At 63.1% G+C, this 24114-nt stretch carries 19 protein-coding genes; 13 read left to right on the top strand and 6 right to left on the bottom strand.

The features are described 5' to 3' along the window. Window positions 1–2: 2 nt before the first annotated feature. Window positions 3–401 (bottom strand): acyl-CoA thioesterase, encoded by a 399-nt coding sequence (locus tag ASF84_RS21270; RefSeq protein ID WP_056840859.1) that lies wholly within the window; start codon window positions 399–401, stop codon window positions 3–5. Window positions 402–789: 388 nt separating this feature from the next. On the opposite strand from ASF84_RS21270, the gene ASF84_RS21265 reads away from it, so the two are divergent. The 9 genes from ASF84_RS21265 (at window position 790) to ASF84_RS21225 (ending at window position 16553) form a co-directional block, all read left to right on the top strand. Continuing rightward, entirely contained in the window at window positions 790–2079 is a 1290-nt protein-coding gene (locus ASF84_RS21265; RefSeq protein WP_056840858.1) for an MFS transporter, read from the top strand. A 149-nt stretch (window positions 2080–2228) separates the two neighbouring features. Continuing rightward, window positions 2229–3224 carry a phosphate ABC transporter substrate-binding protein PstS family protein gene (locus ASF84_RS21260; protein ID WP_056840857.1) on the top strand — a complete coding sequence of 332 codons (996 nt, stop codon included), beginning with the start codon at window positions 2229–2231 and terminating at the stop codon, window positions 3222–3224. 99 nt (window positions 3225–3323) lie between these two features. Beyond that, entirely contained in the window at window positions 3324–5585 is a 2262-nt protein-coding gene (locus ASF84_RS21255) for an ABC transporter permease subunit (protein ID WP_056840856.1), read from the top strand. A 106-nt stretch (window positions 5586–5691) separates the two neighbouring features. Further along, window positions 5692–7308: a phosphate ABC transporter permease PstA gene (gene pstA / locus ASF84_RS21250; protein WP_056841493.1), complete on the top strand. Its 1617-nt coding sequence runs from the start codon at window positions 5692–5694 to the stop codon at window positions 7306–7308. Window positions 7309–7376: 68 nt separating this feature from the next. After that, window positions 7377–8210, top strand: a complete 834-nt coding sequence (gene pstB / locus ASF84_RS21245) for a phosphate ABC transporter ATP-binding protein PstB (RefSeq protein WP_056840855.1) — start codon at window positions 7377–7379, stop codon at window positions 8208–8210. 70 nt (window positions 8211–8280) lie between these two features. Beyond that, the gene (gene phoU, locus ASF84_RS21240) at window positions 8281–9042 is read left to right on the top strand and encodes a phosphate signaling complex protein PhoU (RefSeq protein ID WP_056840854.1); all 762 of its coding nucleotides are present in this window, start codon (window positions 8281–8283) and stop codon (window positions 9040–9042) included. Between the two features lie 308 nt (window positions 9043–9350). Beyond that, window positions 9351–10223: a response regulator gene (locus tag ASF84_RS21235; protein WP_056840853.1), complete on the top strand. Its 873-nt coding sequence runs from the start codon at window positions 9351–9353 to the stop codon at window positions 10221–10223. Between the two features lie 102 nt (window positions 10224–10325). Further along, window positions 10326–15533 (top strand): deaminase domain-containing protein, encoded by a 5208-nt coding sequence (locus ASF84_RS29255; RefSeq protein ID WP_056840852.1) that lies wholly within the window; start codon window positions 10326–10328, stop codon window positions 15531–15533. Between the two features lie 117 nt (window positions 15534–15650). Beyond that, window positions 15651–16553, top strand: a complete 903-nt coding sequence (locus tag ASF84_RS21225; protein ID WP_056840851.1) for a peptidoglycan DD-metalloendopeptidase family protein — start codon at window positions 15651–15653, stop codon at window positions 16551–16553. 297 nt (window positions 16554–16850) lie between these two features. Here ASF84_RS21225 and ASF84_RS21220 read toward each other — a convergent pair whose 3' ends face one another. From ASF84_RS21220 to ASF84_RS21200, 5 genes are all read right to left on the bottom strand, one after another. Next, a complete protein-coding gene (locus ASF84_RS21220; RefSeq protein ID WP_056840850.1) occupies window positions 16851–18191 on the bottom strand; it encodes a hemolysin family protein in 1341 nt (446 codons plus the stop codon). 111 nt (window positions 18192–18302) lie between these two features. Then, window positions 18303–19589 carry a phosphate regulon sensor histidine kinase PhoR gene (gene phoR, locus ASF84_RS21215; RefSeq protein WP_236709472.1) on the bottom strand — a complete coding sequence of 429 codons (1287 nt, stop codon included), beginning with the start codon at window positions 19587–19589 and terminating at the stop codon, window positions 18303–18305. An 84-nt stretch (window positions 19590–19673) separates the two neighbouring features. After that, on the bottom strand, window positions 19674–20363 hold the full coding sequence (gene phoB / locus ASF84_RS21210; protein ID WP_056840848.1) for a phosphate regulon transcriptional regulator PhoB: 690 nt from the start codon (window positions 20361–20363) through the stop codon (window positions 19674–19676). Window positions 20364–20454: 91 nt separating this feature from the next. Then, window positions 20455–21345 (bottom strand): 4-hydroxybenzoate octaprenyltransferase, encoded by an 891-nt coding sequence (gene ubiA, locus ASF84_RS21205; protein WP_056840847.1) that lies wholly within the window; start codon window positions 21343–21345, stop codon window positions 20455–20457. Then, a complete protein-coding gene (locus ASF84_RS21200; RefSeq protein WP_056840846.1) occupies window positions 21345–21905 on the bottom strand; it encodes a chorismate--pyruvate lyase family protein in 561 nt (186 codons plus the stop codon). The genes ubiA and ASF84_RS21200 overlap by 1 nt, the downstream gene beginning before the upstream one ends. 134 nt (window positions 21906–22039) lie before the next feature. Between ASF84_RS21200 and ASF84_RS21195 the strand changes: the two genes are divergently transcribed. From ASF84_RS21195 to ASF84_RS21180, 4 genes are all read left to right on the top strand, one after another. Beyond that, on the top strand, window positions 22040–22207 hold the full coding sequence (locus ASF84_RS21195; protein ID WP_056840845.1) for a rubredoxin: 168 nt from the start codon (window positions 22040–22042) through the stop codon (window positions 22205–22207). 255 nt (window positions 22208–22462) lie between these two features. Next, window positions 22463–22738, top strand: a complete 276-nt coding sequence (locus ASF84_RS21190) for an HU family DNA-binding protein (protein WP_056840844.1) — start codon at window positions 22463–22465, stop codon at window positions 22736–22738. 227 nt (window positions 22739–22965) lie between these two features. After that, on the top strand, window positions 22966–23406 hold the full coding sequence (locus ASF84_RS21185; RefSeq protein WP_056840843.1) for a hypothetical protein: 441 nt from the start codon (window positions 22966–22968) through the stop codon (window positions 23404–23406). 156 nt (window positions 23407–23562) lie between these two features. Beyond that, the gene (locus ASF84_RS21180; protein WP_056841492.1) at window positions 23563–23943 is read left to right on the top strand and encodes a hypothetical protein; all 381 of its coding nucleotides are present in this window, start codon (window positions 23563–23565) and stop codon (window positions 23941–23943) included. The last annotated feature ends 171 nt before the right edge of the window (window positions 23944–24114 follow it).

The following is a 24114-nucleotide window of genomic DNA, read 5'->3' as shown; positions in this document are numbered from 1 at the left end:
TCTCAGCGCCTGGGCACCGAGCGGGTCCGACCGGTGCGGTCTATGGCCACGAACACAAAGGCTGCCTCGGTCACCTTGCGCCACTCGCTGGTCAGCGGGTCGTCGCTCCACACCTCGACCTGCATCTTGATCGAGCTGCGGCCCACTTCCAGGGTGCGGGTATAGAAGGTCAGCTGTTCGCCCACCGCCACCGGCACCAGGAAGGCCATGCGGTCGATGGCGACCGTGGCCACCCGGCCGCCGGCAATCTTGCTGGCCATGGCCGTGCCCGCCAGGTCCATCTGCGACACCAGCCAGCCACCGTAGATATCGCCGAAACCGTTGGTTTCACGTGGCAATGCAGTAATTTGCAAGGCCAGATCGCCCTGCGGGGTTGGATCTTCTTGTTCAAGCTCGATCATGCCTGGGGTGCCTCTGACCCATGACTCTCATAAATGGCGGAAGGGATTTTCTGCCAAAACTGCTCTGTGCAAACCTGCCGGAAAGAGCCCCGCCAGACCATAGAACCGCTTTGGCACAACACCCCGAGGGTGTGGCGAGTATATCGGTCGTGGCCCTGTGCGACGACCGTCCAGGTCTCATTTGTAACAGTCATCGCCCGTTACCATGAGTTTTTTGCAACATTTTGCTATCTTGCCTGACCCGTACCGGTAACAAGACTACTCGTACAGGCAATTTTGATGCCCACCCGCACGATTGCCCCGGACATTCGCTTCTGCGCGCCACCGCATCGCAGTCAGCGTTGCCGTCGCACGCCCCTCATAGAAAGTACCCGAGAGAAGCCTTGTCATGTCCTCTGTAACTTCGAGTTCCGCGCCGCCTTCGCGCCCTTTGACCCGCAGCGACTACAAAACCCTGTCGCTGTCGGCCCTGGGTGGCGCCCTGGAATTCTACGACTTCATCATCTTCGTGTTCTTTGCCGCTGTGGTCGGCAAATTGTTCTTCCCCGCCGACATGCCTGAATGGCTGCGCCTGATGCAGACCTTCGGCATCTTTGCCGCCGGTTACCTGGCCCGGCCCCTGGGCGGCATCGTGATGGCCCACTTCGGTGACCTGCTGGGGCGCAAGAAGATGTTCACCCTGAGCATCATCATGATGGCGGTGCCGACGCTGATCATGGGCTTGCTGCCGACCTATGCGCAGATCGGCCTGTGGGCGCCGGTATTGCTGCTGCTGATGCGCGTGATCCAGGGCGCAGCCATCGGTGGCGAGGTGCCGGGCGCCTGGGTGTTCGTCTCCGAGCATGTGCCGGCCCGTTACATAGGCTATGCCTGTGGCACCCTGACCGCCGGCCTGACGGCGGGTATCCTGCTCGGCTCGCTGGTGGCCACGCTGATCAACAGCATTTACTCCGCCACCGAGGTGTCGGACTACGCCTGGCGGATTCCGTTCCTGTTGGGCGGGGTGTTCGGCCTGATGGGCGTCTATCTGCGCCGGATGCTGCACGAAACGCCGGTATTCGCCGAATTGCAGCAGCGCAAGGCGCTGGCCGCCGAAGTGCCACTCAAGACGGTGTTGCGTGACCATCGCGGTTCGGTGGTGTTGTCGATGCTGCTGACCTGGCTGCTGTCGGCCGGCATCGTGGTGGTGATCCTGATGACCCCGACCTTCCTGCAGACCGGCTTCGGTTTTCCGGCGGCGACGGCGCTCAAGGCCAACAGCCTGGCCATTGTGTTCCTGAGCATCGGTTGCGTGGTGGCCGGCCTCCTGGCTGATCGCTTCGGCGCCGGCTGGGTGTTCATCGTCGGCTGCACCGGCCTGCTGGCCAGCTCCTGGACCTTCTACCACATGCTCGGCGCCCACCCCGAGTGGCTGTTCCCGCTCTATGCGGTGACCGGCGCCTTTGTCGGCACCATCGGTGCGGTGCCTTATGTAATGGTCAAGGCCTTCCCGGCCGTGGTGCGGTTCTCGGGGCTGTCGTTCTCCTACAACCTGGCCTATGCGATCTTTGGCGGCCTGACCCCGATGGTCGTGACCCTGCTGGTCAAGCAGAGCCCGATGGGACCTTCGTGGTATGTCGCGGCGCTGAGTGTGCTGGGCATCGGCCTTGGCGTGTTCCTGTTGGCGAAGAAACGCTGATTGCAGGTATACGACGCACGCTTGCGAAAGGGCTGTCTCCTTGTCAGGTGACAGCCCTTTTTCATCTTATTGTCATAATCAGTTCATACAGTAGTCATCCGTCCTGCAGGCAGGGCGTCATGGGTAGGCATTTGCCGGGAGCGCGGGGCATGACACTCAAGCATTGGACAGTGGCCTTGTCGTTCGTGGCCACCCTGGCGGGCGCCACGCAGACCGTGGCGGCTGTCGATCCTGCGATTGCGCCGTATGCCCGTGTCGGCGGTGTCTCCGGCACGTTGTCGAGCATCGGCTCCGACACCCTGGCCAACCTGATGACCTTGTGGGCCGAGGCCTACAAGCGTGAATACCCGGGCGTGAACATCCAGATCCAGGCCGCCGGTTCTTCCACCGCGCCTCCGGCACTGACCGAGGGCACGGCGAGCCTGGGGCCGATGAGCCGCCGGATGAAAGATGGTGAGGTCGCGGCTTTCGAGCAGAAACACGGCTACAAGCCGACGGCGGTGCCCGTGGCGGTCGATGCCCTGGCGGTGTTCGTGCACAAGGACAACCCGATCCAGGGCCTGACCTTGCAGCAGCTCGATGCGATTTTCTCGGCCACCCGCCTGTGCGGCGCCAGGCACCAGGCCCTGACCTGGGGCGACGTGGGTGTCACAGGCAGCCTGGCCGGCAAGCAGATCCAGCTGTTCGGGCGCAATTCGGTGTCCGGCACTTATGGTTATTTCAAGGAAGAAGCACTGTGCAAAGGTGACTTCAAGGCCAACGTCAATGAGCAGCCGGGCTCGGCTTCGGTGGTCAGTGCCATCAGCAGCTCGCTCAATGGCATCGGTTATTCGGGGATCGGCTACAAGACCTCCAGCGTCAAGACGCTGGCCCTGGCCCGCGAGGCAGGCAGTGACTTCGTCGAAGACAACGAGGCCAATACCCTCAATGGCAGCTACCCGCTGTCACGTTTTTTGTATGTGTATGTCAACAAGGCACCCAATACAGCGCTGGCACCGCTGGAGGCGCAATTTCTGAAGCTGATACTGTCGCGCCAGGGCCAGGAAGTGGTGATCAAGGATGGTTACATTCCCCTGCCGGAGCCGGTTGTCGCAAAAGCACTGGCGGACCTGGGGCTGCAAGCGCCTGTCACCGGCGCTCGTTGAGATGCGGTTCAGAGGCGGTTGCACCTTGTCGTTGTCAAAATTCTGCAATTTTTCTGTCATGTGGCGTTCAGGCGCAAAGAACCAGTCGAACAGGATCCGATGAATCGTAGTTCAGCCCCCGAAGGCATTGACTTCAATACTCCCGCGATGCAGCGCAAGCGCCGCCTGCGGGCGCTCGGCAATCGTCTGACCGGCTGGTACGTCGCGGTCGGTGGCCTTGCCGTGCTGGCCGCCATTACCCTGATCTTCTTCTACCTGGCCTGGGTGGTTGCGCCGTTGTTCAAGGGCGCCAGCCTGCACGATGCCACGACCCTGCAAACGGCCTGGCTGCCTGAGGCCGGACAACCGCTGATGATCAGCATCGAGGAGCAGAACCAGGTCGGCATGCGCGTTTCTGCCCGGGGCCAGGCGATTTTCTTCGATGCCACCAACGGCACTGAACTCAAGCGGGTCGATCTGCCGCTGCCGCCCGGGGTGAGCGTCACCGCCATCGGCAAGGACCAGCCCGGCACGCCGCTGATTGCCATGGGCCTGTCCAACGGCCAGGTCATGGTGTTCCGCCATGCATACCAGGTCACGTACCCCGGTAACCAGAAGCTGATTACCCCGGCCATTGCCTGGCCGTATGGCCAGGCGCCGTTCGTGCTGGGTGAGCAGGGCCAGGCCATCGACCATGTCACGGTCAGCGTCAACGGCACTCACCTGCGCCTGGCCGGCGCCAGCGGTACACAGTTGCATGTCCAGGCGCTGGAAATCGGCGAGAACCCGCTGACCGGCGAGGTCACCCGCGAGCAGCGCCGCATCGAATTGCCGCAGCTGTCGGCCGAGGTCAAGGCGCTGTACATCGACCCGCGCCAGCAATGGCTGTACGTGATCAACGGTCGGGCGCAGGCCGATGTCTTCAGCCTGCTGGACCGCACCCTCAACGGCCGCTACAAGCTGCTGGAAAACGCCAACGCCGAAATCACCGCCAGCACCCAGCTGACCGGCGGGGTGTCGTTGCTGTTCGGCGATTCGCGTGGCGGGATCAGCCAGTGGTTCATGGCCCGTGACACTGACGAAGAGCCGCGTTTCATGCGCATTCGCGACTTTCACCTCGACAATGCCCCGATCGTGCAGATCCGGGCCGAGCAGCGGCGCAAGGGCTTTATCGCCCTGGACAGCGCCGGTCGGCTGGGGGTGTTCCACAGCACCGCGCATCGAACCTTGCTGGTCGAGAAAGTGGCCGACAGTGCCGGCCTGCTGACCTTGTCGCCCCGCGCCAACCGCCTGCTGATCGAAACCCCCGGCACGCTGCAGGCGCTGAGCCTGGACAACCCGCACCCGGAAATTTCCTGGAGCGCGCTGTGGGACAAGGTCTGGTACGAAGGCTATGACGAGCCCCGGCATGTCTGGCAATCGACCGCCGCCAACAGTGACTACGAGCCCAAACTGAGCCTGGCGCCGCTGACCTACGGCACGCTCAAGGCCGCCTTCTACGCGATGTTGCTGGCCGCGCCGCTGGCCATTGCCGCGGCCATCTACACCGCCTATTTCATGGCGCCGGGCATGCGCCGCAAGGTCAAGCCGGTGATCGAGCTGATGGAAGCGATGCCGACGGTGATCCTGGGCTTTTTCGCCGGGCTGTTTCTGGCGCCGTACCTGGAAGCGCACCTGCCCGGCATCTTCAGCCTGTTGCTGCTGACGCCGGTCGGCATCCTGCTGGCGGGCTACCTGTGGAGCCGGTTGCCTGACGCCGTGCGCCTGCGGGTGCCCGATGGCTGGGAAAGCGCCTTGCTGATTCCGGTGGTGCTGCTGGTGGGCTGGGGCTCGCTGGCAGTCAGTCCGCACCTGGAAGGCTGGCTGTTCGGCGGCGACATGAGCGCCTGGCTCAATGATGAGCTGGGCATCTCCTATGATCAGCGCAATGCCCTGGTGGTCGGCCTGGCCATGGGCTTTGCGGTCATCCCCAATATTTACTCGATTGCCGAGGACGCGATCTTCAGTGTGCCGCGCAGCCTGAGCCTGGGCTCGCTGGCGCTGGGCGCCACGCCCTGGCAGACCTTGACGCGTGTGGTACTGCTGACCGCCAGCCCGGGCCTGTTTTCGGCCCTGATGATCGGCATGGGGCGCGCCGTGGGCGAAACCATGATCGTGCTGATGGCCACCGGCAATACGCCGATCATGAACATGAACCTGTTCGAGGGCATGCGCACCCTGGCGGCCAACGTCGCGGTGGAAATGCCGGAGTCGGAAGTGGGCGGCAGCCATTATCGGGTGCTGTTCCTGGCCGCCCTGGTGCTGTTGATATTCACCTTTGTGATGAACACCCTTGCGGAGCTGATTCGCCAGCGCCTGCGCAAGAAATACTCGTCGCTTTGAGGACACCTGGACTTACGTGAAACAGCATTCTCTCGACAGCGGTCGCCAAGGCCCGCGCAAAAGCCCGCTCAAGCGCTGGATCAGCAGCGGTGCGCCCGGCGTATGGATGAGCGCCGGTGCCGTGTCCATCGCCGTGATCCTGACCATTGGCCTGCTGACGTTGCTGGCCGTACGAGGGCTGGGGCATTTCTGGCCGGCGGACCTGGTGCGCGCGCACTACAAAGTGCCCGGCCAGGCGCCGCAGGTGTTGATCGGTGAGCGCGTCGAGGTCGAGCAGGTGCCGCGTGCCCGCGTGCTGGGCGCCGGGTTGCCGGTGGCGGCCGAGGGGACGGAGTTCATGACCCGCGAGCTGTTCAAGATCGGCAACCGTGATCTGACCCGCAACGATTTCACCTGGGTGGTCAGTGAGTGGCTGAGCCTGCGCGACAGGCCGGCCGAGCTGATGACCCTGGAGCGCCGCGAGTGGGGCAACTTCTACGGCTATCTGGTCAACGTCAAGGAAAGTGGCCGGGTGCTGGCCAACGGTGAGGCAGCCTGGCCGGAACTGCGTGCCCGCCTGCAGCGTGTGCAGGGCTTGAGCCGCGAGCTGCACCGCCTGGAAAAGAAAGACATCGTGGCCATCAACCACGGCTTCGAGCGCCTGCGCCTGCAAACCCGCCATCTGGAAGCGAACGGCGGCCTCGATCCCATCGCCCAGGCTGACATGGCTGCCGAGCGGGCCGAGCTGCAAGCACGCTACAGCGAGGCCGAGATGCGTCTGGCCGAGCTGCGCCAGGCCATTTCACGCGACAGCCTGACGGCTCGCGATGCCGAAGGCCGCCAGGTCGAGATCGACCTGGGCAAGGTAGTACATGCCTATCAGCCCAATGCCATGAGCGTGGCGGCCAAGGCCGGTTTCTATGGCCAGAAGCTCTGGGAGTTCCTCAGCGACGAGCCGCGTGAAGCCAACACCGAGGGCGGAATCTTTCCGGCCATTTTCGGCACCGTGATGATGACCATGATCATGGCCGTGATCGTCACCCCGTTCGGCGTGCTGGCAGCGGTCTACCTGCGTGAATATGCCCGTCAGGGCCTGGTGACGCGCCTGATCCGGATCGCGGTGAATAACCTCGCCGGGGTGCCGGCCATTGTCTATGGCGTGTTCGGCCTGGGCTTTTTCGTCTATGTGCTGGGCGGCTCGCTGGACCGCCTGTTTTTCCCCGAAGCATTGCCGGCGCCGACCTTCGGCACCCCGGGCCTGCTCTGGGCATCGCTGACCCTGGCGCTGCTGGCCGTGCCGGTGGTGATCGTCTCGACCGAAGAGGGCCTGGCGCGGATTCCGCTGAGCCTGCGCGAAGGCTCGCTGGCGCTGGGCGCCACCAAGGCCGAAACCCTGTGGCGGATCGTCCTGCCCATGGCCAGCCCGGCCATCATGACCGGGTTGATCCTGGCCGTGGCCCGCGCGGCCGGCGAAGTGGCGCCGCTGATGCTGGTGGGCGTGGTCAAGATGGCACCGGCCCTGCCGGTGGACGGCAACTACCCGTACCTGCATCTGGACCAGAAGATCATGCACCTGGGCTTTCATATTTATGACGTGGGTTTCCAGAGCCCCAATGTCGAGGCGGCAAGGCCGCTGGTGTACGCCACCGCGCTGTTGCTGGTGCTGGTGATTGCCTTGCTCAACCTGTCGGCGGTCGCCATACGCAACCACCTGCGCGAGAAATACAAGGCGCTGGATAACTGATCGGCCCGTGTCGCCGCGCCATACGGCGTGCGGCCTGACCCAACGAATCGTTCCTGTAGGAGCCATGCATGCAACACCATAGCCGAAACCGTGGCGCCGCGATCAACGCTTCGGGGCGCAGCCAGGAAGGAATGGCGCTGACCAACGAGCCGGTGGCATTCGAGGTGGCGGGCCTGAACCTGTTCTATGGCGACAAGCAGGCGTTGTTCGATATCGGCCTGGATATTCCGCGGCAGAAAGTTACCTCGTTCATCGGGCCGTCCGGGTGTGGCAAGTCGACCCTGTTGCGTACCTTCAACCGCATGAACGACCTGGTCGACGACTGCCGCGTGCAGGGCGAGATCAACCTGTACGGGCACAACATCTACAGCAAGGGCGAGGACGTGGCCGAGCTGCGCCGGCGCGTGGGCATGGTGTTCCAGAAGCCCAACCCGTTTCCCAAGACCATCTATGAAAACGTGGTCTACGGGCTGCGTATCCAGGGCATCAACAAGAAGCGCATGCTCGATGAGGCCGTCGAGTGGGCCTTGAAGGGGGCCGCGCTGTGGGATGAGGTCAAGGACCGCCTGCACGAGTCGGCGCTGGGCCTGTCCGGCGGCCAGCAGCAACGCCTGGTCATCGCCCGCACCATTGCGGTCGAGCCCGAAGTGCTGCTGCTCGATGAACCCTGCTCGGCGCTGGACCCGATTTCGACCCTGAAAGTCGAAGAGCTGATCTACGAACTGAAATCCAAATACACCATTGTGATCGTCACTCACAACATGCAACAGGCGGCGCGGGTCTCTGACTACACCGCTTTCATGTACATGGGCAAACTCGTCGAATTCGGTGATACGGACACGTTGTTCACCAATCCGGCAAAAAAACAGACAGAAGATTACATCACTGGTCGCTATGGCTAGGGCCAGGGGTTGTCAGGCCTGAGCTACCGCTGCGATTTCGCATCAACCGGACGTTTCAAGGACACCGAGCATGATCCACAAAGACAGCCTCACCCATCACATCTCCCAACAGTTCAATGCCGAACTCGAAGACGTGCGCAGCCACCTGCTCGAAATGGGCGGCCTGGTCGAGAAGCAGGTCAACGACGCCGTGACGGCGCTGATCGAAGCCGATTCGGGCCTGGCCCAGCGCGTACGCGAGGTTGATGACCGTATCAACCAGATGGAGCGCAATATCGACGAAGAATGCCTGCGCATTCTTGCCCGTCGTCAGCCGGCCGCCTCCGACCTGCGCCTGATCATCAGCATTTCCAAGTCGGTGATCGACCTGGAGCGCATCGGCGACGAAGCCACCAAGATCGCCCGCCGCGCCATCCAGTTGTGCGAAGAAGGCGAAGCACCACGCGGTTACGTGGAAGTGCGCCATATCGGCGACCAGGTGCGCAACATGGTGCGCGACGCCCTGGACTCGTTTGCACGCTTCGATCCGGAGCTGGCCCTGTCGGTGGCCCAGTACGACAAGATCATTGATCGTGAGTACAAGACCGCATTGCGTGAGCTGGCGACCTACATGATGGAAGATCCGCGTTCGATCTCGCGCGTGCTCAACGTCATCTGGGTCCTGCGCTCGCTGGAGCGGATCGGCGACCATGCGCGCAACATCTCGGAACTGGTGATCTACCTGGTACGCGGCACCGATGTACGGCACATGGGCCTCAAGCGCATGCGTGAAGAAGTGCAGGGGCATGCCGATGAAAACCCTCATGTTCCGGACGCAACTGACGATAAATAGTATTGCCTGCCTCAAACGCCCGGCCTGTGTCGGGCGTTTTGCATTGTGGGCATCGCCGTTTACCGTCATGATCGGTGCTGGCTTTGTGCCCTCGTCCCGTCCCCTGGTCGACGAGTGTTGTGAAAACCCGGCAGCCGGGTTCAGTCATTCAATGTGGCAGTTGGCCATAAGCTAGGGTCTGTACGAAAAACCGGCGAGCGAGCGCAGCCATTTTACGTGCAGAGCCTAACGCTATGCTTGCCGAAACAAGGGGCGTGCGGGGCATACCGCACTTCACCCGCTAGGTGAATACGTCCGCAGGAGCGTCGATGAGTAAAGTCAGTGTATTGGTTGTGGATGACGCGACCTTCATTCGTGATCTGGTGAGAAAAGGACTGCGCAATTATTTTCCCGGTATTCATACCGATGAAGCAGTCAACGGCCGCAAGGCGCAATTGATGTTGAGTCGCGAGTCGTTCGACCTGATCCTGTGTGACTGGGAAATGCCGGAAATGTCAGGCCTTGAGCTGCTGACCTGGTGCCGCCAGCAGGAAAACCACCTCAAGACCGTACCGTTCATCATGGTCACCAGCCGGGGCGACAAGGAAAACGTCGTGCAGGCGATCCAGGCCGGTGTTTCGGACTTCATGGGCAAACCCTTCACCAACGAGCAATTGCTCGGCAAGGTGAAAAAGGCGCTGGTCAAGGCCGGCAAGATCGAGTCGGTGATGTCCACCGGCCCTGCGCGTGCCAGCTCACCGTTGAATGACTCGCTCAACGCCCTGACCGGCGGCAGGGCCGAGGTGGTGCGTCCCGTGTCTGCGGCGGCACCTTCGGCACCGCCGGTGGGCAGCCAGAGCCTGAACGGCCGTAGCCAGGCGCAGTTGCGCCTGCCCAGTGGCAACCAGACCTGCATCATCAAGAGCCTGACCCTCAAGGAAAGCCAGCTGGTGATTCGCCGCAGCGACAGCCTGCCGCAGATCCTCGAAAGCGCCGTACTGGACCTGGAGCAGGGTGAAAGCAATGAGGTGGCACGCCTGAATGGCTATGTGCACGCGATCATGGCCCATGAGCCCAAGCCTGACAGCGAGTGGCTGCAAGTGACCTTCCGCTTCGTCGACCAGGACACCCAGAAGCTCGACTACCTGTCACGCCTGATCGCTCGCGGCACCAGCCACAAGAAGTTCATCCCCGGGGCCTGATGATCTTTCCTACGGCATGCATCCGGTCGGCCTGATTGCACTGGCCGGGTAATGTCTATTGCGTTCCTCCAGTCACTTCATTAATGACTGGAAGAACTGCCAATGTCTGCCACTGTGCTGCAACCCTCTACGCTGCAAACCCTCAAGACCGCACGCTTGTTCCTCAACATCGAACTGGCGCTGGGGACTGTTCGATACCCTGTTTCCGCCGAACGCTATGCCGGCACCGCCAACGTTCCGGCCGACGAATACTTTCGGATTGCCCGGTTGGTACTGACCCATGTGCTGGGTGAGGACACAGGCTTTGCCAATGGCAACCCTGCGCTGCCCGATGCGGCCCAGGAACACCGGCTGGCGCAGCTTTACCAAGGCGAAAAGGCCTGGACGCTGTGCGCCAATGCCGTGGGCATGCCGCTGTGCGAGGTCACGCCCTGGTTGGTGCACCAGTTTTTTGCCCGTATGGCCTGGCTCGACGAAGCGTCCGTGACCACCGAGGCGGCGCGCGCGCAGTTGCAAGCGTTTGTCTATGGACTGCGGCCTTACCGGGAGGCGGACACGGTCGTGGACCTGGAGGATTATCCGCTGCTCGACAAGCTGCTCGGGCCGGTGCCTGAAGATTTGCGTCACTGGATGGTGCAGTTCAAGCGCGGTGCACGCCTGATGCCCATGGGCGAATGGATCTCGCGCAGTTCCGGGCGAGCGCTCTACAGCGGTTTGCTTGCCCAGCGCCATGAGGCCGGGCGCCCGGCCATGAGTGTCTTCAGCGAGGTCGTGGCGGCCATGGTCCCGGCGGGTGATTATCATGACCAGGCGGTATCGGACGCGCTTGAATATCAGTTGGGGACACTGCCGACCTGGTTGTCGATCGTGTTCGACCTGCAGGCGATTGCCGAGCGCGATCATCCCGACAGCCGCTTGCAGCTGGATGTCCTGACGCCGACCTCGATCAACAGCCGGGTTGAGTGCCTGCGCAAGATCGCCGCTTACGTACTGAATCCGACCGATGAGGACTGGCTGGCGCGGGCCATCGCCCGTGCGCGCCAGGCGCCGGGCATGCAGTTGTTGTCGCTGGCCGGTGAACTGCGCAGCAGGCACGCAGACCTGATGCTTGAGCCGGCCATGGCGCTGGCTGCCGTGTTGCTCAGGCCGGTGCTGCACAGGCGGCCCGTGCTCGACGAGGCACTGCCCACCGCGCGGGCTCTGAATATGCAGGTGCCCGGCCTGCAAGCCTGGCGCACCCCGCCCGGCGCCGATGAGCTGTTCCGGCAGATGGGCATCGAGTTGCTGTGCGTTGCCTGTGATGCCGCGCAGGGGCTGCGCCGGCCTGCGGCACAGACCTGGCATGCGTTGATCCAGACTGGTCAGTTCCAGACCCTGTTTGCGCCCTTGCTCAGGCACTTGCAGTGGTACGCCGGCGGGGTGCAGGGCCCGGCAGCCGTGCCGGTCACCCAGGCGCTGGCCGGCCGGACAATCATTGATCATTACCTGGGCGCCACCGCCGCCTTTGCCGAACCGCTGGCCGATACGCTGCGCAGGACGTGGGTATGCGAGTACAGCCACGTGCAACTGGCGGCCAGGGTTCGACGCGACATCCAGGCCCGCCAGCCCGAGGCTACGTCCAGCACCGTGGACATGCTGCATTACCTGTTGCTGCGCGAAACCTTGCCCGAACTGCTGGTCGATGGCGTGCCCGATCATCTTCAGTACGGCCGCGCCCTGCAAAGCGTGGCCTTGATCCACGGTGTGGCCTTGCTCGAAGCCCTGGTGCCGGGCCGGGCGTGCCATGCACGGTTCGACGAGGTGATCACCCTCAGCGCGGACCTGGCCCAGTCGAGCGATCCGGCCGTGCAGGCCATGTGGGCCAGTACCCTGCAAAGCCCGGCGCTGCGCTACGCCACGGCGCACGGTGTGATCGAGTGGGGCGGCCATGACGACATTGAGCAAGCCACGGCGGTGCAGGTTGGCCAGGCCTTGAATCACCTCAAGGACCAGCAGGCCCGGCAAGCCGAGGCGCTCAATACCCTGCTGGGCCTCAAGGCGCCGGACCGCAGGCAGCTGGCACAACAGGAGCTGACCGAGGCCGGTGTGCCCCGTCTGCTGTGGGATCAGGCCATCGAGGTCACCCACTGGCCGGTCCTGCAGGCGCACGGTTTCACGCTTGCCAGCACGTATTGGCTCGACCGTTTGCTGGCGCTGGGCCGCCCGCAGGCCACGGTCGTGGAGCTGGTGATGATGGGCGAGGCGTACAGGGCCGGTGAGCCGACGATTCCCGAGGCGTATGCCAGTGCCTTCGAGGCGTTTCGCCAGACGTTGGTGCAGGCCCAAGGCCAGGTAATCAGCCGGCTGTTATCGGAAATGAACCCGCACGACCGCGACGTGCTGCTGGGTTCGACCTGTGAGGTCAGCCGCGTCAGCTTCAAGGCCGGCCAAGGCCGTCACGGGGTGTTTATCCGCTACCAGCGTGGCGATCACCGCAGCGACTTTCATGAGCACGGGACTGCCGAAGGGTTCCTGGAGCTGATTCCGGCAGGCGGTGTGGTACGCACGGTCACGCAGCGTTTTGACTACACCGTTCCCCCAGAAACAGACCTGAGCGGCAATATCGCCGAAACCGTGGACAAACAGGAGCGCCATGCCCAGCGCATTGCCACGGCCCGGGTCACACCCCTGTTGCCGCTGGACAGCGATGCCTACCTGCACGGTCGCGCCTCGCGCTCGGCAACGCAGTACCACCAGCCGCAACACGGGGTGCTGGTGCCCGATGCCGACCTTGTCTACCGGGTCGACGGCAGCGAACAGGACCGGCTCGACACGTTGGCGCAGCAGGCGGCCCGTCATCTGTTTGCCCCGTTTCTGGAGCAGAGCAAGGCCGAGCATAGCCATGCCACCGGTTGGGAGGAGCGCTGGGCCAAAGAGCGTGCCTACGCTGATCTCGCTGCGCGCTTGATCATTCCGTTCTATGGCTGTGTCGAGGACCTGACGCAAGGCGAGCATTCCGCCGGGGTGATCATCGGCTGCGTCATGGATGTGGCCTTTGCGTTGATTCCGGTGGGCACCTTTGTCGGCGCCACCGCCCGGATCATCGTCAAGGCCGGCAAGCTGGGGGTGGTCTCGGTGCTGCGGCTGACCGGCGCGGCGCTCGGCCGGTTGATCGAGGGCCTGGCGCAACAAAGTACGGTGTTTGCCTTGCATGACCTGGGGAAAATCACCTTGCTGGCCGGCCGGCTGGGGTGGGAAACCTTGTTGCGTGAGGTCCCGGCGCTGAAAAGACTGCTGTCCCATGACGCCTTGCTCAGCCGAGGCCTCTGTCTGGACAGGGGCGTATACCGCCTGGCCGAGCATGCGCGGTCTGCCTGGCCGCTGGAGGCACAGGCCACGGTCGATGGCAGGCCCGGTGTGGCGGTGCGCAACCTCGGTACGCCTGCCGCCGCCGATTTCAGGCTGCTCGACCCGCAGGCCGATGCCGTGTTCGGCCCCTCGCTGACGGTCATTTCTGCCACCGGGCCGCTGGAGCTTTCAATGCTGTCCGCAGCCGACCGGATCGAACCCGGCCATTACCCGGCCATTTTGCCGGTGGCCCCGAGCCTGGACGGTGTGCGAAAGATCAACATTGCCGAGCGTTGCCGCGTACACGCCATCGAAAGGCAGGACGGGGTCTTCGATCTGCTGATCGACCAGCAGGCTTACCAGCTCGACACCACCGCACCCGACGTGGCCTTGCGCACGCTGGCCAGCAGCAGGCTGTCGTCTGAAACCGGGCTGTTGCGTGAGGCCGAGAACCTGTGCCGCCTGCGCCGCGACCTGGTTCCCGTGCCTTGCAACAACGGCGTGAAACTTTCGACGCCGGCACCCGAGCCGATCGCCGACGGATCGACCTCACCCAGGCGCAGCGGCAAATACCCCAGCCAGGCGATGGGCGCTCGTGAGTTCACCCTGGCCAGGGTGTCTGCCGGTGGGGATGCGGCCTCGCAGACCGCCGACGTCTTTGTCCATGAGGGCAAGTTCTGCAAATGGGCCGACTCTCCCAGGGCCAGTGGCTCGGCGTCGGTCCCTGGCAAGGCCGTCATCGCGCTGTCTGAGTCGGAGCGCGTGCTGTTCTCGCTGCCTGACGCCCCGGTTTACCGGGCGCAGATAGACGGGCTGTTGGCCAGGGACAGCCACTTTGGTCTGCCGGACAACTACGGGCTGGAGGATGCTCGCTGGATTTATGAGCATGCCCCGGTCATCGAGCTGGGACCGATCGCTGCGCGCATCGAGGATGCCCGCACCCTGCGCGGTATTCGCATGACCATGAGCGAGGTCGACTGGGTCTTTATTGAGGCTGATACCGGTGCCTTCTACAAGGCCCCGGTTCCAGCCGATGGCAGCCTGGCCCTTAGGTTTTCGCGCGTCGAGCGCGTGGACGAGATCAACGCGTTCATGCGCCTGGCCGAGCAGTACCGGCTGGTTCGCGAGCGTCCGGGCGTGTTCACGGACCGGGACAATATCGCCCGGCTGCTGTTTGATCTGCGCGATGAGGCCGAACAGGCGCAGTTGGGTTTTGCCTGGGGCACCGAGAACGTGACCTATGACGACTATGTGGCCTGGTGCAGTGCCCGCGGTCAGAAAAACGAGCTGCTGGCGTTTGCCGGCAATATTCTGGCCGGCGAAGAGGCCCAGAAAAAATTCGTCGCGCTGGCCCGGCAAAGCATTCCGGACTTCAGAAAAGTGGCCGAACGCAGCATTCCCGAGCAGCAGCATATTGTCGAGGTGCTCAATAATCTGTTGCCCATCCAGGGGACCACAGACAAATGGGACGTACTGACACTGGAAAGCATCATAAGCGCTGATGCCGGGAAAACCATTATCAAGCACATCAAGGGGGCCAACCTGTCCTTTGTGCAGGCCTACACCGAGTCGGGCGAGCGGATCGTGTATTACGCTCTTTCCGGCGGCAGAAAGGCCAAGGCTATCCAGTTGCAGCTTGATGTGGCTGAAAGTACCGAGCGCGTCATCGACGGGGTGATCTATCGCGATGCCCGGGCGCGCATGGCCGGTCGCGCGCCGGACCCCGCGTTTACCAGCCTGCCGGTGGTCAGGGACGCCAGTCGTGTGATGATCCGCGACTTTGGCCGCGAGCTTGATTCAGAGCGCTTGATTGCGACCGTGTTCAAGGAGGACCTGGCCTCGACCCGGCTGAGCCATATCAGGGTCTTTACCTTGATGGACACCTGTCGCTCGTGTGGCGGGTTTGTGCTGCCGCGCCTGAAGCTCGACTTTGCGCAGGCACAGTTTTCCGTGACGTACCTGAGGGATTACACGCGGTCCTGAGGTCATGACGCTGGGTTATTGACGCCTGGGCAGGCGATGATTGAGACCGATAAGTGCTTCTTTGCCGGCAACACTGCTAGGCTTGCAGCCCATCACCCACCCGCCCTGATGACGCCAATGCTTGAACGTTCATTGATCCTGTGCGCCCTGATGCTGGCCACCCAGACCGCTGCGGCGATCACGATCTACAAGACCACCAACGCCGACGGCGTGGTGTCGTTCAGCGACCGGGCCACGCCGGGAGCGGCGGTGGTGGTGTTCAGGGACCGGATGGTCGAGCGTATCGAGCGCCAGGTGCATCTGGAGGTGCGCAAGGCCGAGGGCAACGACAGCCTGCATGTGCGCAATGACCTGTATGCACCGGTCGAGATCGAATTGCGCCTGTCGGGGCTGAAGAACGTGCTGGGGGTCGAAGGCAGTACCAAGACCCTGCGTCGTACGATACCGGCGCGCAGTACCGAGCGGCTGCTGGTGCTCAGCCCCAGGCAGCCCGGCCAGCCGATGCGCTACAGCGCGAAGCTGGACTCGACCCTCGGCGCGCCGAACCTGGCGGTCAATGCCTACCGCTACCCGTTGCCATGGGTGGGCGGGCCGTTTCGCCTGACCCAGGGACCGGGCGGCAAGTACAGCCATACCGACCCCAAGGGCCGTTATGCGATGGACATCGCCATGCCCGAGGGCACGCCGATCATCGCCGCCCGGGCCGGGACGGTGATCAAGGTCGAAAACGACCAGAGCGGCCGTGGCTCGAACCCGTCGGGCAACTTCGTCAGGGTGCTGCATGAAGACGGCACCATGGGCGTCTACCTGCACCTGATGCGCGGCTCGGTGGTGGTCAGCGAAGGCCAGCGGGTCAGTGTCGGCAGCTCGCTGGCGCGCTCGGGCAATACCGGCAACAGCACCGGTCCCCACCTGCACTTCGTGGTGCAGCGCAACACCGGCCAGGCGCTGGTGTCGATCCCCTACGAGTTCGCCCAGCCGCTGCAGAGCCTGCCCGATTTTGCCGTGGGCGGGATGTAGGACCGGCTTCAGCCGGGAAATGGACTTTCCGGCTGAAGCTGCTCTCATCATTGAAAAATAAGTTATTGAATTTGAAATTCATTCCGGCAGGAGCGCGCTTGCCGGAATGCCGGAATGCCGGAATGCCGGAATGCCGGAATGCCGGACTACCGTGACCGGCTGCGTTAGCAGTCGTAAAATTGTGGCGTTTCGCAGATTTTGCGAGCGCTACGCACTCGGTCGCGGGCAAGCGCGCTCCTACACCGGCCCATGTTTACTGCGCGACCGCGGGCGGCCTTGGCGCTGTGTCAGTCTGCGTCAATCCAGCTTGAGCACCTTGGCCAGGACGATCTTCGGGCCTTTCATCTTCTTGATGATGATGCGCAGCCCTTCGATTTCCATCTGTTCTTCTTCCTCGGGCACGCGCTTGAGCGAGTCGTAGATCAGCCCGGCCAGGGTCTCGGCCTCGATATGGTCCAGGTCGATGCCCAGCATGCGCTCGATCTTGAACAGCGGGGTGTCGCCACGCACCAGCAGCTTGCCGGGCTGGTAGGCGAGGATGCCGCGTTCGACCTTGCGGTGTTCGTCCTGGATGTCGCCGACCAGCACTTCAAGCACGTCTTCCATGGTCAGGTAGCCGATCACCTTGCCGTCGGCTTCTTCGACCAGGGCAAAGTGGGCGCTGCCCTGGCGGAACTGCTCAAGCAGGTGCGACAGCGGCATGTGCCGCGAGACGCGTTCCAGTGGGCGGATCAGGTCGGCCAGGTTGAACGATTCGGGGATGTGCTCAAGGTCGGCCAGCTCCAGCAGCAGGTCCTTGATGTGCAGCAGGCCGACAAATTCGTTGCGCTCGGCGTCGTAGACCGGGTAGCGACTGAACTTGTGACGGCGAAACAGCGCCAGGATTTCCTTGAGCGGGGCATGGAAGTCCAGGGTCACCATGTCTTCGCGGGAGTTGGCCCAGTCGACCACTTCCAGCTCGCCCATTTCCACCGCCGAGGCCAATACGCGCATGCCTTGGTCGCTGGGGTCCTGGCCACGGCTGGAGTGCAGGATCAGCTTGAGTTCGTCACGGCTGTAGCTGTGCTCGTGGTGCGGGCCGGGCTCGCCTTGCCCTGCGATGCGCAGGATGGCGTTGGCACTGGCGTTGAGCAGGTAGATGGCCGGGTACATCAGCCAGTAGAACAGGTACAAGGGCACCGCGGTCCACAGCGACAGCAGCTCGGGCTTGCGGATGGCCCAGGACTTGGGCGCCAGCTCGCCGATCACGATGTGCAGGTAGGAAATGATGAAGAAGGCGGTGAAGAACGACACGGCCTTGATAATTTCCGGAGTGTCGACGCCAGCAGCAGCCAGCAGGGGCTCAAGCAGGTGCGCGAAGGCCGGTTCACCGACCCAGCCCAGGCCCAGCGAGGCCAGGGTAATGCCGAGCTGGCAGGCCGACAGGTAGGCGTCAAGCTGACCGTGGACCTTGCGCAGGATGCTGCCGCGCCAGCCGTGCTGGTCGGCGATGGACTCGACCCGGGTCGAGCGCAGCTTGACCATGGCGAATTCGGCCGCCACGAAGAAGCCGTTGAGCAGCACCAGTACCAGGGCAAAGAGAATCATGCCGAAATCGGCGAACAGAGAAGCCAGATCGAGAGCGGGGGAAGGGTCCATGATGGAGTTTTACAGTGTCCGTTTTGATCGAGAAGGGGGCGTTTGACCTTTCAACACGTAAGGCCATGAGCAGGGCAATGTAGCGGCTGCGTTCAAGTGTGACAACGTATATCAAAAATCGTCGAATTCATCGTCCAGGTCGGCCAGTTGGGCGGGAGCGAAGTGGCAGACGAACACACTGCCCTTGCCGGTGACGCTGTTGATCTCCAGGGTGCCGCGGTGGCGCAGCAGGACATGCTTGACGATCGCCAGTCCCAGGCCGGTGCCGCCGGTGTTGGAGGCGCGGCTGGTGTCGACCCGGTAGAAGCGCTCGGTGAGGCGCGGCAGGTGCTTGGCGTCGATGCCGATCCCGGAATCCTGCACGCTCAGGTGCGCGCCACGGGTGTCGCGCCACCAGCGGATGCGTACGGTGCCGGCGGCCGGGGTGTATTTCACGGCGTTGAAGACCAGGTTGGAGAACGCACTGCGCAACTCGCTTTCGCTGCCCTTGAGGCCGCAGTCGCTCTCGATGTCCAGGGTGATCTGGTGATTGTTGCTGCCCGACAGCGCCTGGGCATCGTGGGCGATGGTCTTGAGCAGGGCGCTGACAGGCACCGGCTGGCTGTCGGAGGGGTAGTCGGTGGCTTCCAGCTTGGCCAGCAGCAGCAGGTCGTTGAGCAGGGTCTGCATGCGGCTGCCTTGCTGGTGCATCTGCTGCAGCGCCCGGACCCAGCGCGGGTTCACTTCTTCGCTGTTGTCGAGCAGGGTTTCCAGGTAGCCGAAGATCACCGTCAGCGGCGTGCGCAGTTCGTGGGAGACGTTGGCCACGAAGTCCTTGCGCATCTGCTCCAGCTGGTGGATGCGCGTGACGTCACGCACCAGCATCAGGTGTTCGTTGTTGCCGTAGCGAGTGATCAGCAACTGGATGCGCAGGCGGTCGTTGCCGGGGGAGGGAATCTCCAGCGGCTCGGCATAGTTGCCCTGGGCGAAGTATTCCTTGAAGCGCGGATGGCGTACCAGGTTGGTGACCGGCTGGCCGCTGTCCTGCGGGGTCTTGAGGCCCAGCAGGGTCTCGGCGGCGCGGTTCCACCACTCCAGGTTGCCTTCGGCGTCGAGCATGATGACCGCGTCGCGCAGGGCGGCGGTGGACTCCTGCACGCGATCGATGACCGCTTGCAGGCGCCCGCGCACGCGCTGGTCGCGGCGCTGCAGGTGATAGATGCTGTCGAACACGTCGCCCCACAGGCCGTAGCCGTCCGGCGGTGGCTCATCGGCCTTGTGGCTGCTCAGCCAGGCGTGCAGGCGCAACAGTTGCTTGAGGGTCCAGGCCAGGTACAGGCCCAGCCCGATCGACAGGCTCCAGCCGTATTCACCGCTGATCAGGCCGACCAGCAGGCAGACGGTCACCAACAGCAGCATGTGGCGGATCAGGGTGCCGTGCCAGTTCGGGTTCAATTGGAGATGCGTCCTTGTCTGTACGGCGCGGCAGGTTCGAGGCGCAGGTCAGCTCTTGGTCGAGAACCGGTAGCCGGTGCCGCGTACGGTCTGCACCAGGTTTTCGTACGCATCGCCCAAGGCCTTGCGCAGGCGGCGGATGTGCACGTCGACGGTGCGCTCTTCGACATAGACGTTGCCGCCCCAGACCTGGTCGAGCAACTGGCCACGGGTGTAGGCGCGTTCCTGGTGAGTCATGAAGAATTGCAGCAGGCGGTATTCGGTCGGCCCCATCTCGGCTGGTTTGCCGTCGATGGTGACGCGGTGGCTGATCGGGTCGAGCAGCAGGCCACCGACTTCGATGGGCGCCTCGCCGTCGGTCGGGCCGGTGCGGCGCAGCACGGCCTTGAGACGCGCCACCAGCTCGCGCGGCGAGAACGGCTTGGTGATGTAGTCGTCGGCGCCGACTTCAAGGCCCTGGATCTTGTTGTCCTCTTCGCCCTTGGCGGTGAGCATGATGATCGGGATATCGCCGGTCAGCTCATCGCGCTTGAGGCGCCGCGCCAGCTCGATGCCCGAGGTGCCGGGCAGCATCCAGTCGAGCAGGATCAGGTCCGGCTTGCGGTCGATGATGATCGCGTGGGCCTGTTGTGAGTTTTCGGCTTCGATGCAGTCATAGCCGGCCATTTCCAACGCAACGGCGATCATTTCACGAATGGGCGCTTCGTCGTCAACGATCAGAATGCTCCTGCCAACCATGCTCGAACCTCTTGTCATTTAACTGTCTTGGGGCGCATTAGATAACGGAATTATTGCAGTCGTGTGACATCTGTCCATCATCCTCTGGCGCTCAGCGTACGGCGTAGTCGGCGACGATGCCGACAAAGATCAAAAGCCCGGCCCAGTGATTATGCAAAAACGCCTTGAAACACGCCTCCCGGTCCCGCTCGCGGGTGCTGTGCCATTGCCAGGCAAAACAGCCTGCCGCGCCCAGCAGGCCCAGATGAAACGGCAGGCCCAGGCCGAAGCGGGCGCCGGCCAGCAGCAGGCAGCCAAGGGCCAGGCCTTGCAGGGTCACGATGATGGTACGGTCGGCATCGCCGAACAGCACGGCGGTGGACTTGACGCCGATCCTGAGGTCATCGTCGCGGTCGACCATGGCGTAATAGGTGTCGTAGGCCACGGTCCACAGCAGGTTGGCGATGTACAACAGCCAGGCGATCGTCGGCAGGTTGCCCGTCTCGGCAGTGAAGGCCATCGGCATGCCCCACGAGAATGCCGCGCCCAGCACCACTTGTGGGTAATAGGTGTAGCGCTTCATGAACGGGTAGCAGGCGGCCAGTGCCAGGCCACCGAACGACAGCCATAGGGTCGCCGCATTGGTCAGCAGCACCAGTAGAAAGCTCAAGGTCACCAGCACGGCGAACAGCACCAGCGCTTCACGCGAGGTCACCTTGCCGCTGGCCAGCGGGCGCTGTTGCGTGCGCTTGACGTGGCCATCGACCTTGCGGTCGGCAAAGTCGTTGATCACGCAACCCGCTGCGCGCATCAGGAACACACCGATGACGAAGATCAGCACATTGGCCAGCGACGGGCTGCCGTTGCCGGCAATCCACAGTGCCCAGAGCGTCGGCCACAGCAGCAGGTAGATGCCGATGGGCTTGTCGATGCGCGTCAGCTGGACGAAGTCCCAGGCGCGGGGGTTGAGGCGGTTGAGTGACTTGAGCAGCGACAGGTACATCAGGAACGGTCCTCGTTGTTCAGCGCCTGCCAGAGGGCGGGCAGGAAGATCTCGGCGACCAGGATGCTCAGGCCGCCGCGTCGAAAGCATGAGCGCCGCGCCCAGAGGCCCTCGGCACGGTCGGCGTCCGGCAGCCACGGGGGCGGATAGCCGCGTACCTGTAGCGGGCCGCGCTCGAAGGCCGGGTCGCTGAACAGCAGCTCGCCCAGCGAGCGGGTGCCCAGGGCGTCCATGTGCAGGCCGCTGTCCAGGAGCGCCTCGCGCGCCGCGACGCTGCGGGCAAAGACCCAATGGCAGCCATTGCCGCGCAGGTAGACCTCACGCACCCAGCCCAGGCTGGCGTTCGGCAGGCCCAGGGCGGCGCACTCGTCGTCACGCAGGGGCTGCCAGCCTTCCAGTACCGGTGTGACACTGAAACGGTCACAGGACAGGCGGGTCAGGCGGCGGGTCAGGGAGTCCTGGTTGAACAACCAGTCGAGCGTCAAGGGGGCGGGCGCGCAGGTCAGGTGCTCGCGTTCGAGCCACTGATCGGGCAAACAGGCAGGGATAGGCTGGGTCACGGCAGGTCATGGGCGGCAATCATTGAGGCGCCGAGCTTAGCATGACCGATGTACCGGCGTGGCGGGCTTGCATCGCGGCCCCGGGGTCCGTAAAAAGCCGCTGTGAGTGAGCCTGAACCTGAGAGAGTCGAATCATGAAAAAGTGGCAATGTATTGTCTGCGGCCTGATCTATAACGAGGCCGACGGTTGGCCTGACGACGATATTGCCCCGGGCACGCGTTGGGAAGACGTTCCTCCGGACTGGCTGTGCCCCGATTGCGGGGTGGGCAAGATGGATTTCGAAATGATCGAGATCGGCTGAGCCTGCCGGTTCATGCCTGTCGGTGGAGGGCTTGCGCAAAGGCAGGATCGACCGTTGGGGGCATTGCCGGTCATTTTGTCGGCCAGGGTACGGTTTAATTTGAATATTCGGCCTACCCCCACTGGCGCGGGCCTTTGCGGCGTGCCATTCTGCGATTCGACTGCCGCTGCGAGGAGCCGCAGCGGTTACCTGATGGCTGCTCGAAGCGGGTGGCACGGGACATAAAAACAAAAAACCGTACAAGAGGCTTAGTACATGCGTAAACCAGATCTAGCAGCCGCTATCGCTGAAAAAGCGGACCTCACCAAAGACCAGTCCAATCGCGTTCTCAACGCCATCCTTGAAGAAATCACCGGCGCCCTGCACCGCAAGGACAGCGTCACCCTGGTCGGCTTCGGCACCTTCCTGCAACGCCACCGTGGCGCCCGCACCGGCAAGAACCCGCAAACGGGTGAGCCTGTGAAGATCAAGGCCAGCAACACCGTGTCGTTCAAGCCTGGCAAGGCCCTCAAGGACACCGTCAATCCCTGATCCTGTTGCCCGTCCCCGAACAGGACGAGCCGCTTGAAAGAACGGGCACCCCGGTCGCATGGGGTGCCCGTTTTTTATGTTCGCGCTCGAAACGATAAGGTAGGAAAAATCCTACAAGTTTTTGTAAAGAGACGCTTTTCTGCGCAGAAATGCCTGACTTTTTTTCACGCTTCCTCCCCTTAGAGTGCGCGTCCGTTGCACCTCTTAAACGCACTTGGGAAAACAAGATGAAAAAGTTATGGATGTCTGCTGCCGTCGCCACTCTGATCGCGACCACCAGTGGTTGTGTCAGCTACAACGTCAGCCAGCCTTCGGCGCCACTTTCAGGCCTCGTCATGGCCGACCTTAAGGCCGATGTCAAAGTGGGCGGGCCGATCTCGGGTGAGTCCTCGACCAATATCCTCTTCAACTTTCTGGCCTTCGGCGGCGACAATGAATACGCCGACGGCGTGACCTATGGTGATTCGGTCGGTGGCGGCCTGGGCCTGGGCCTGCCGGATCCGGTCTCCACCACCAAGGCGGCAGCCGCCTACAAGGCGGTCAAGACCTCCGGTGCCGACCTGATCGTGGCGCCGCGTTATGAAGTGAAAGTGGCCGACTACTTCATCTTCAAGAAGGTCGATGTCAAAGTGACCGGCAGCAAGGGCAATATCAGCAGCATCCGCTGAGTGCCCGGCGTCGGGCGCTGTTTTTCTGAAAGCAGTGCCTGGCGTCCTGATGCTATGAAATGGCGGTTATCTGCGCTGAAAACGCAGGTAGTGGTCGCTTCGAACCGCTAGACTGCCGCCGCTTGTCTTTACTTGAACATGGCGGAGGCTGTACGCGTGAAATTTCGTTTTCTTCTCTGGGCACTGGGCCTGCTGATGGCCCGGGCCAGTCGCAACAGTCCCGCCTTTCAACAGCAGTTGGGCGACAAGGACCTGACATTCCAGTTGCAGACCGCCGACGGCAAAGTGGCACGGCATTATGTGGTGCGCGACCAGCGCGTGCGCAGTGCCGGTGGCCTGGCCCCGGAGCCGGCCTTCAGCATTGTGTTCAAGGATGCCGCCTATGGCTTTGCCACCTTGCAGGCCAGCAACAAGCAACTGGCCTTTATGCAGGGCATCCAGGACAAGCACATCCAGATCAAGGGCAACACGGCCATGGTGATGTGGTTCCAGGGCCTGATGCGCTACCTCAAGCCCCGGAAAAAGACCGCCGCCTGATGAGTGTCATTCAGTCGAGGGCGACGCGGTGAATGATGGTCGGGACGGTGACCCGTCAATCAGGCTGGCATGGGGCGGTAGATATGCAGCGGCTGTAAGTCAGTCATCGCCGGCAAGCCGCCTCCCACCAGTCCGGTGCCATGCATGAAAGCCAGGGCGACTTGGCTTCAG

The sequence above is a fragment of the Pseudomonas sp. Leaf127 genome, from assembly GCF_001423155.1.
Taxonomy (GTDB): Bacteria; Pseudomonadota; Gammaproteobacteria; order Pseudomonadales; family Pseudomonadaceae; genus Aquipseudomonas; species Aquipseudomonas ovata.
This window is presented reverse-complemented; position numbering and strand designations above follow the sequence as displayed.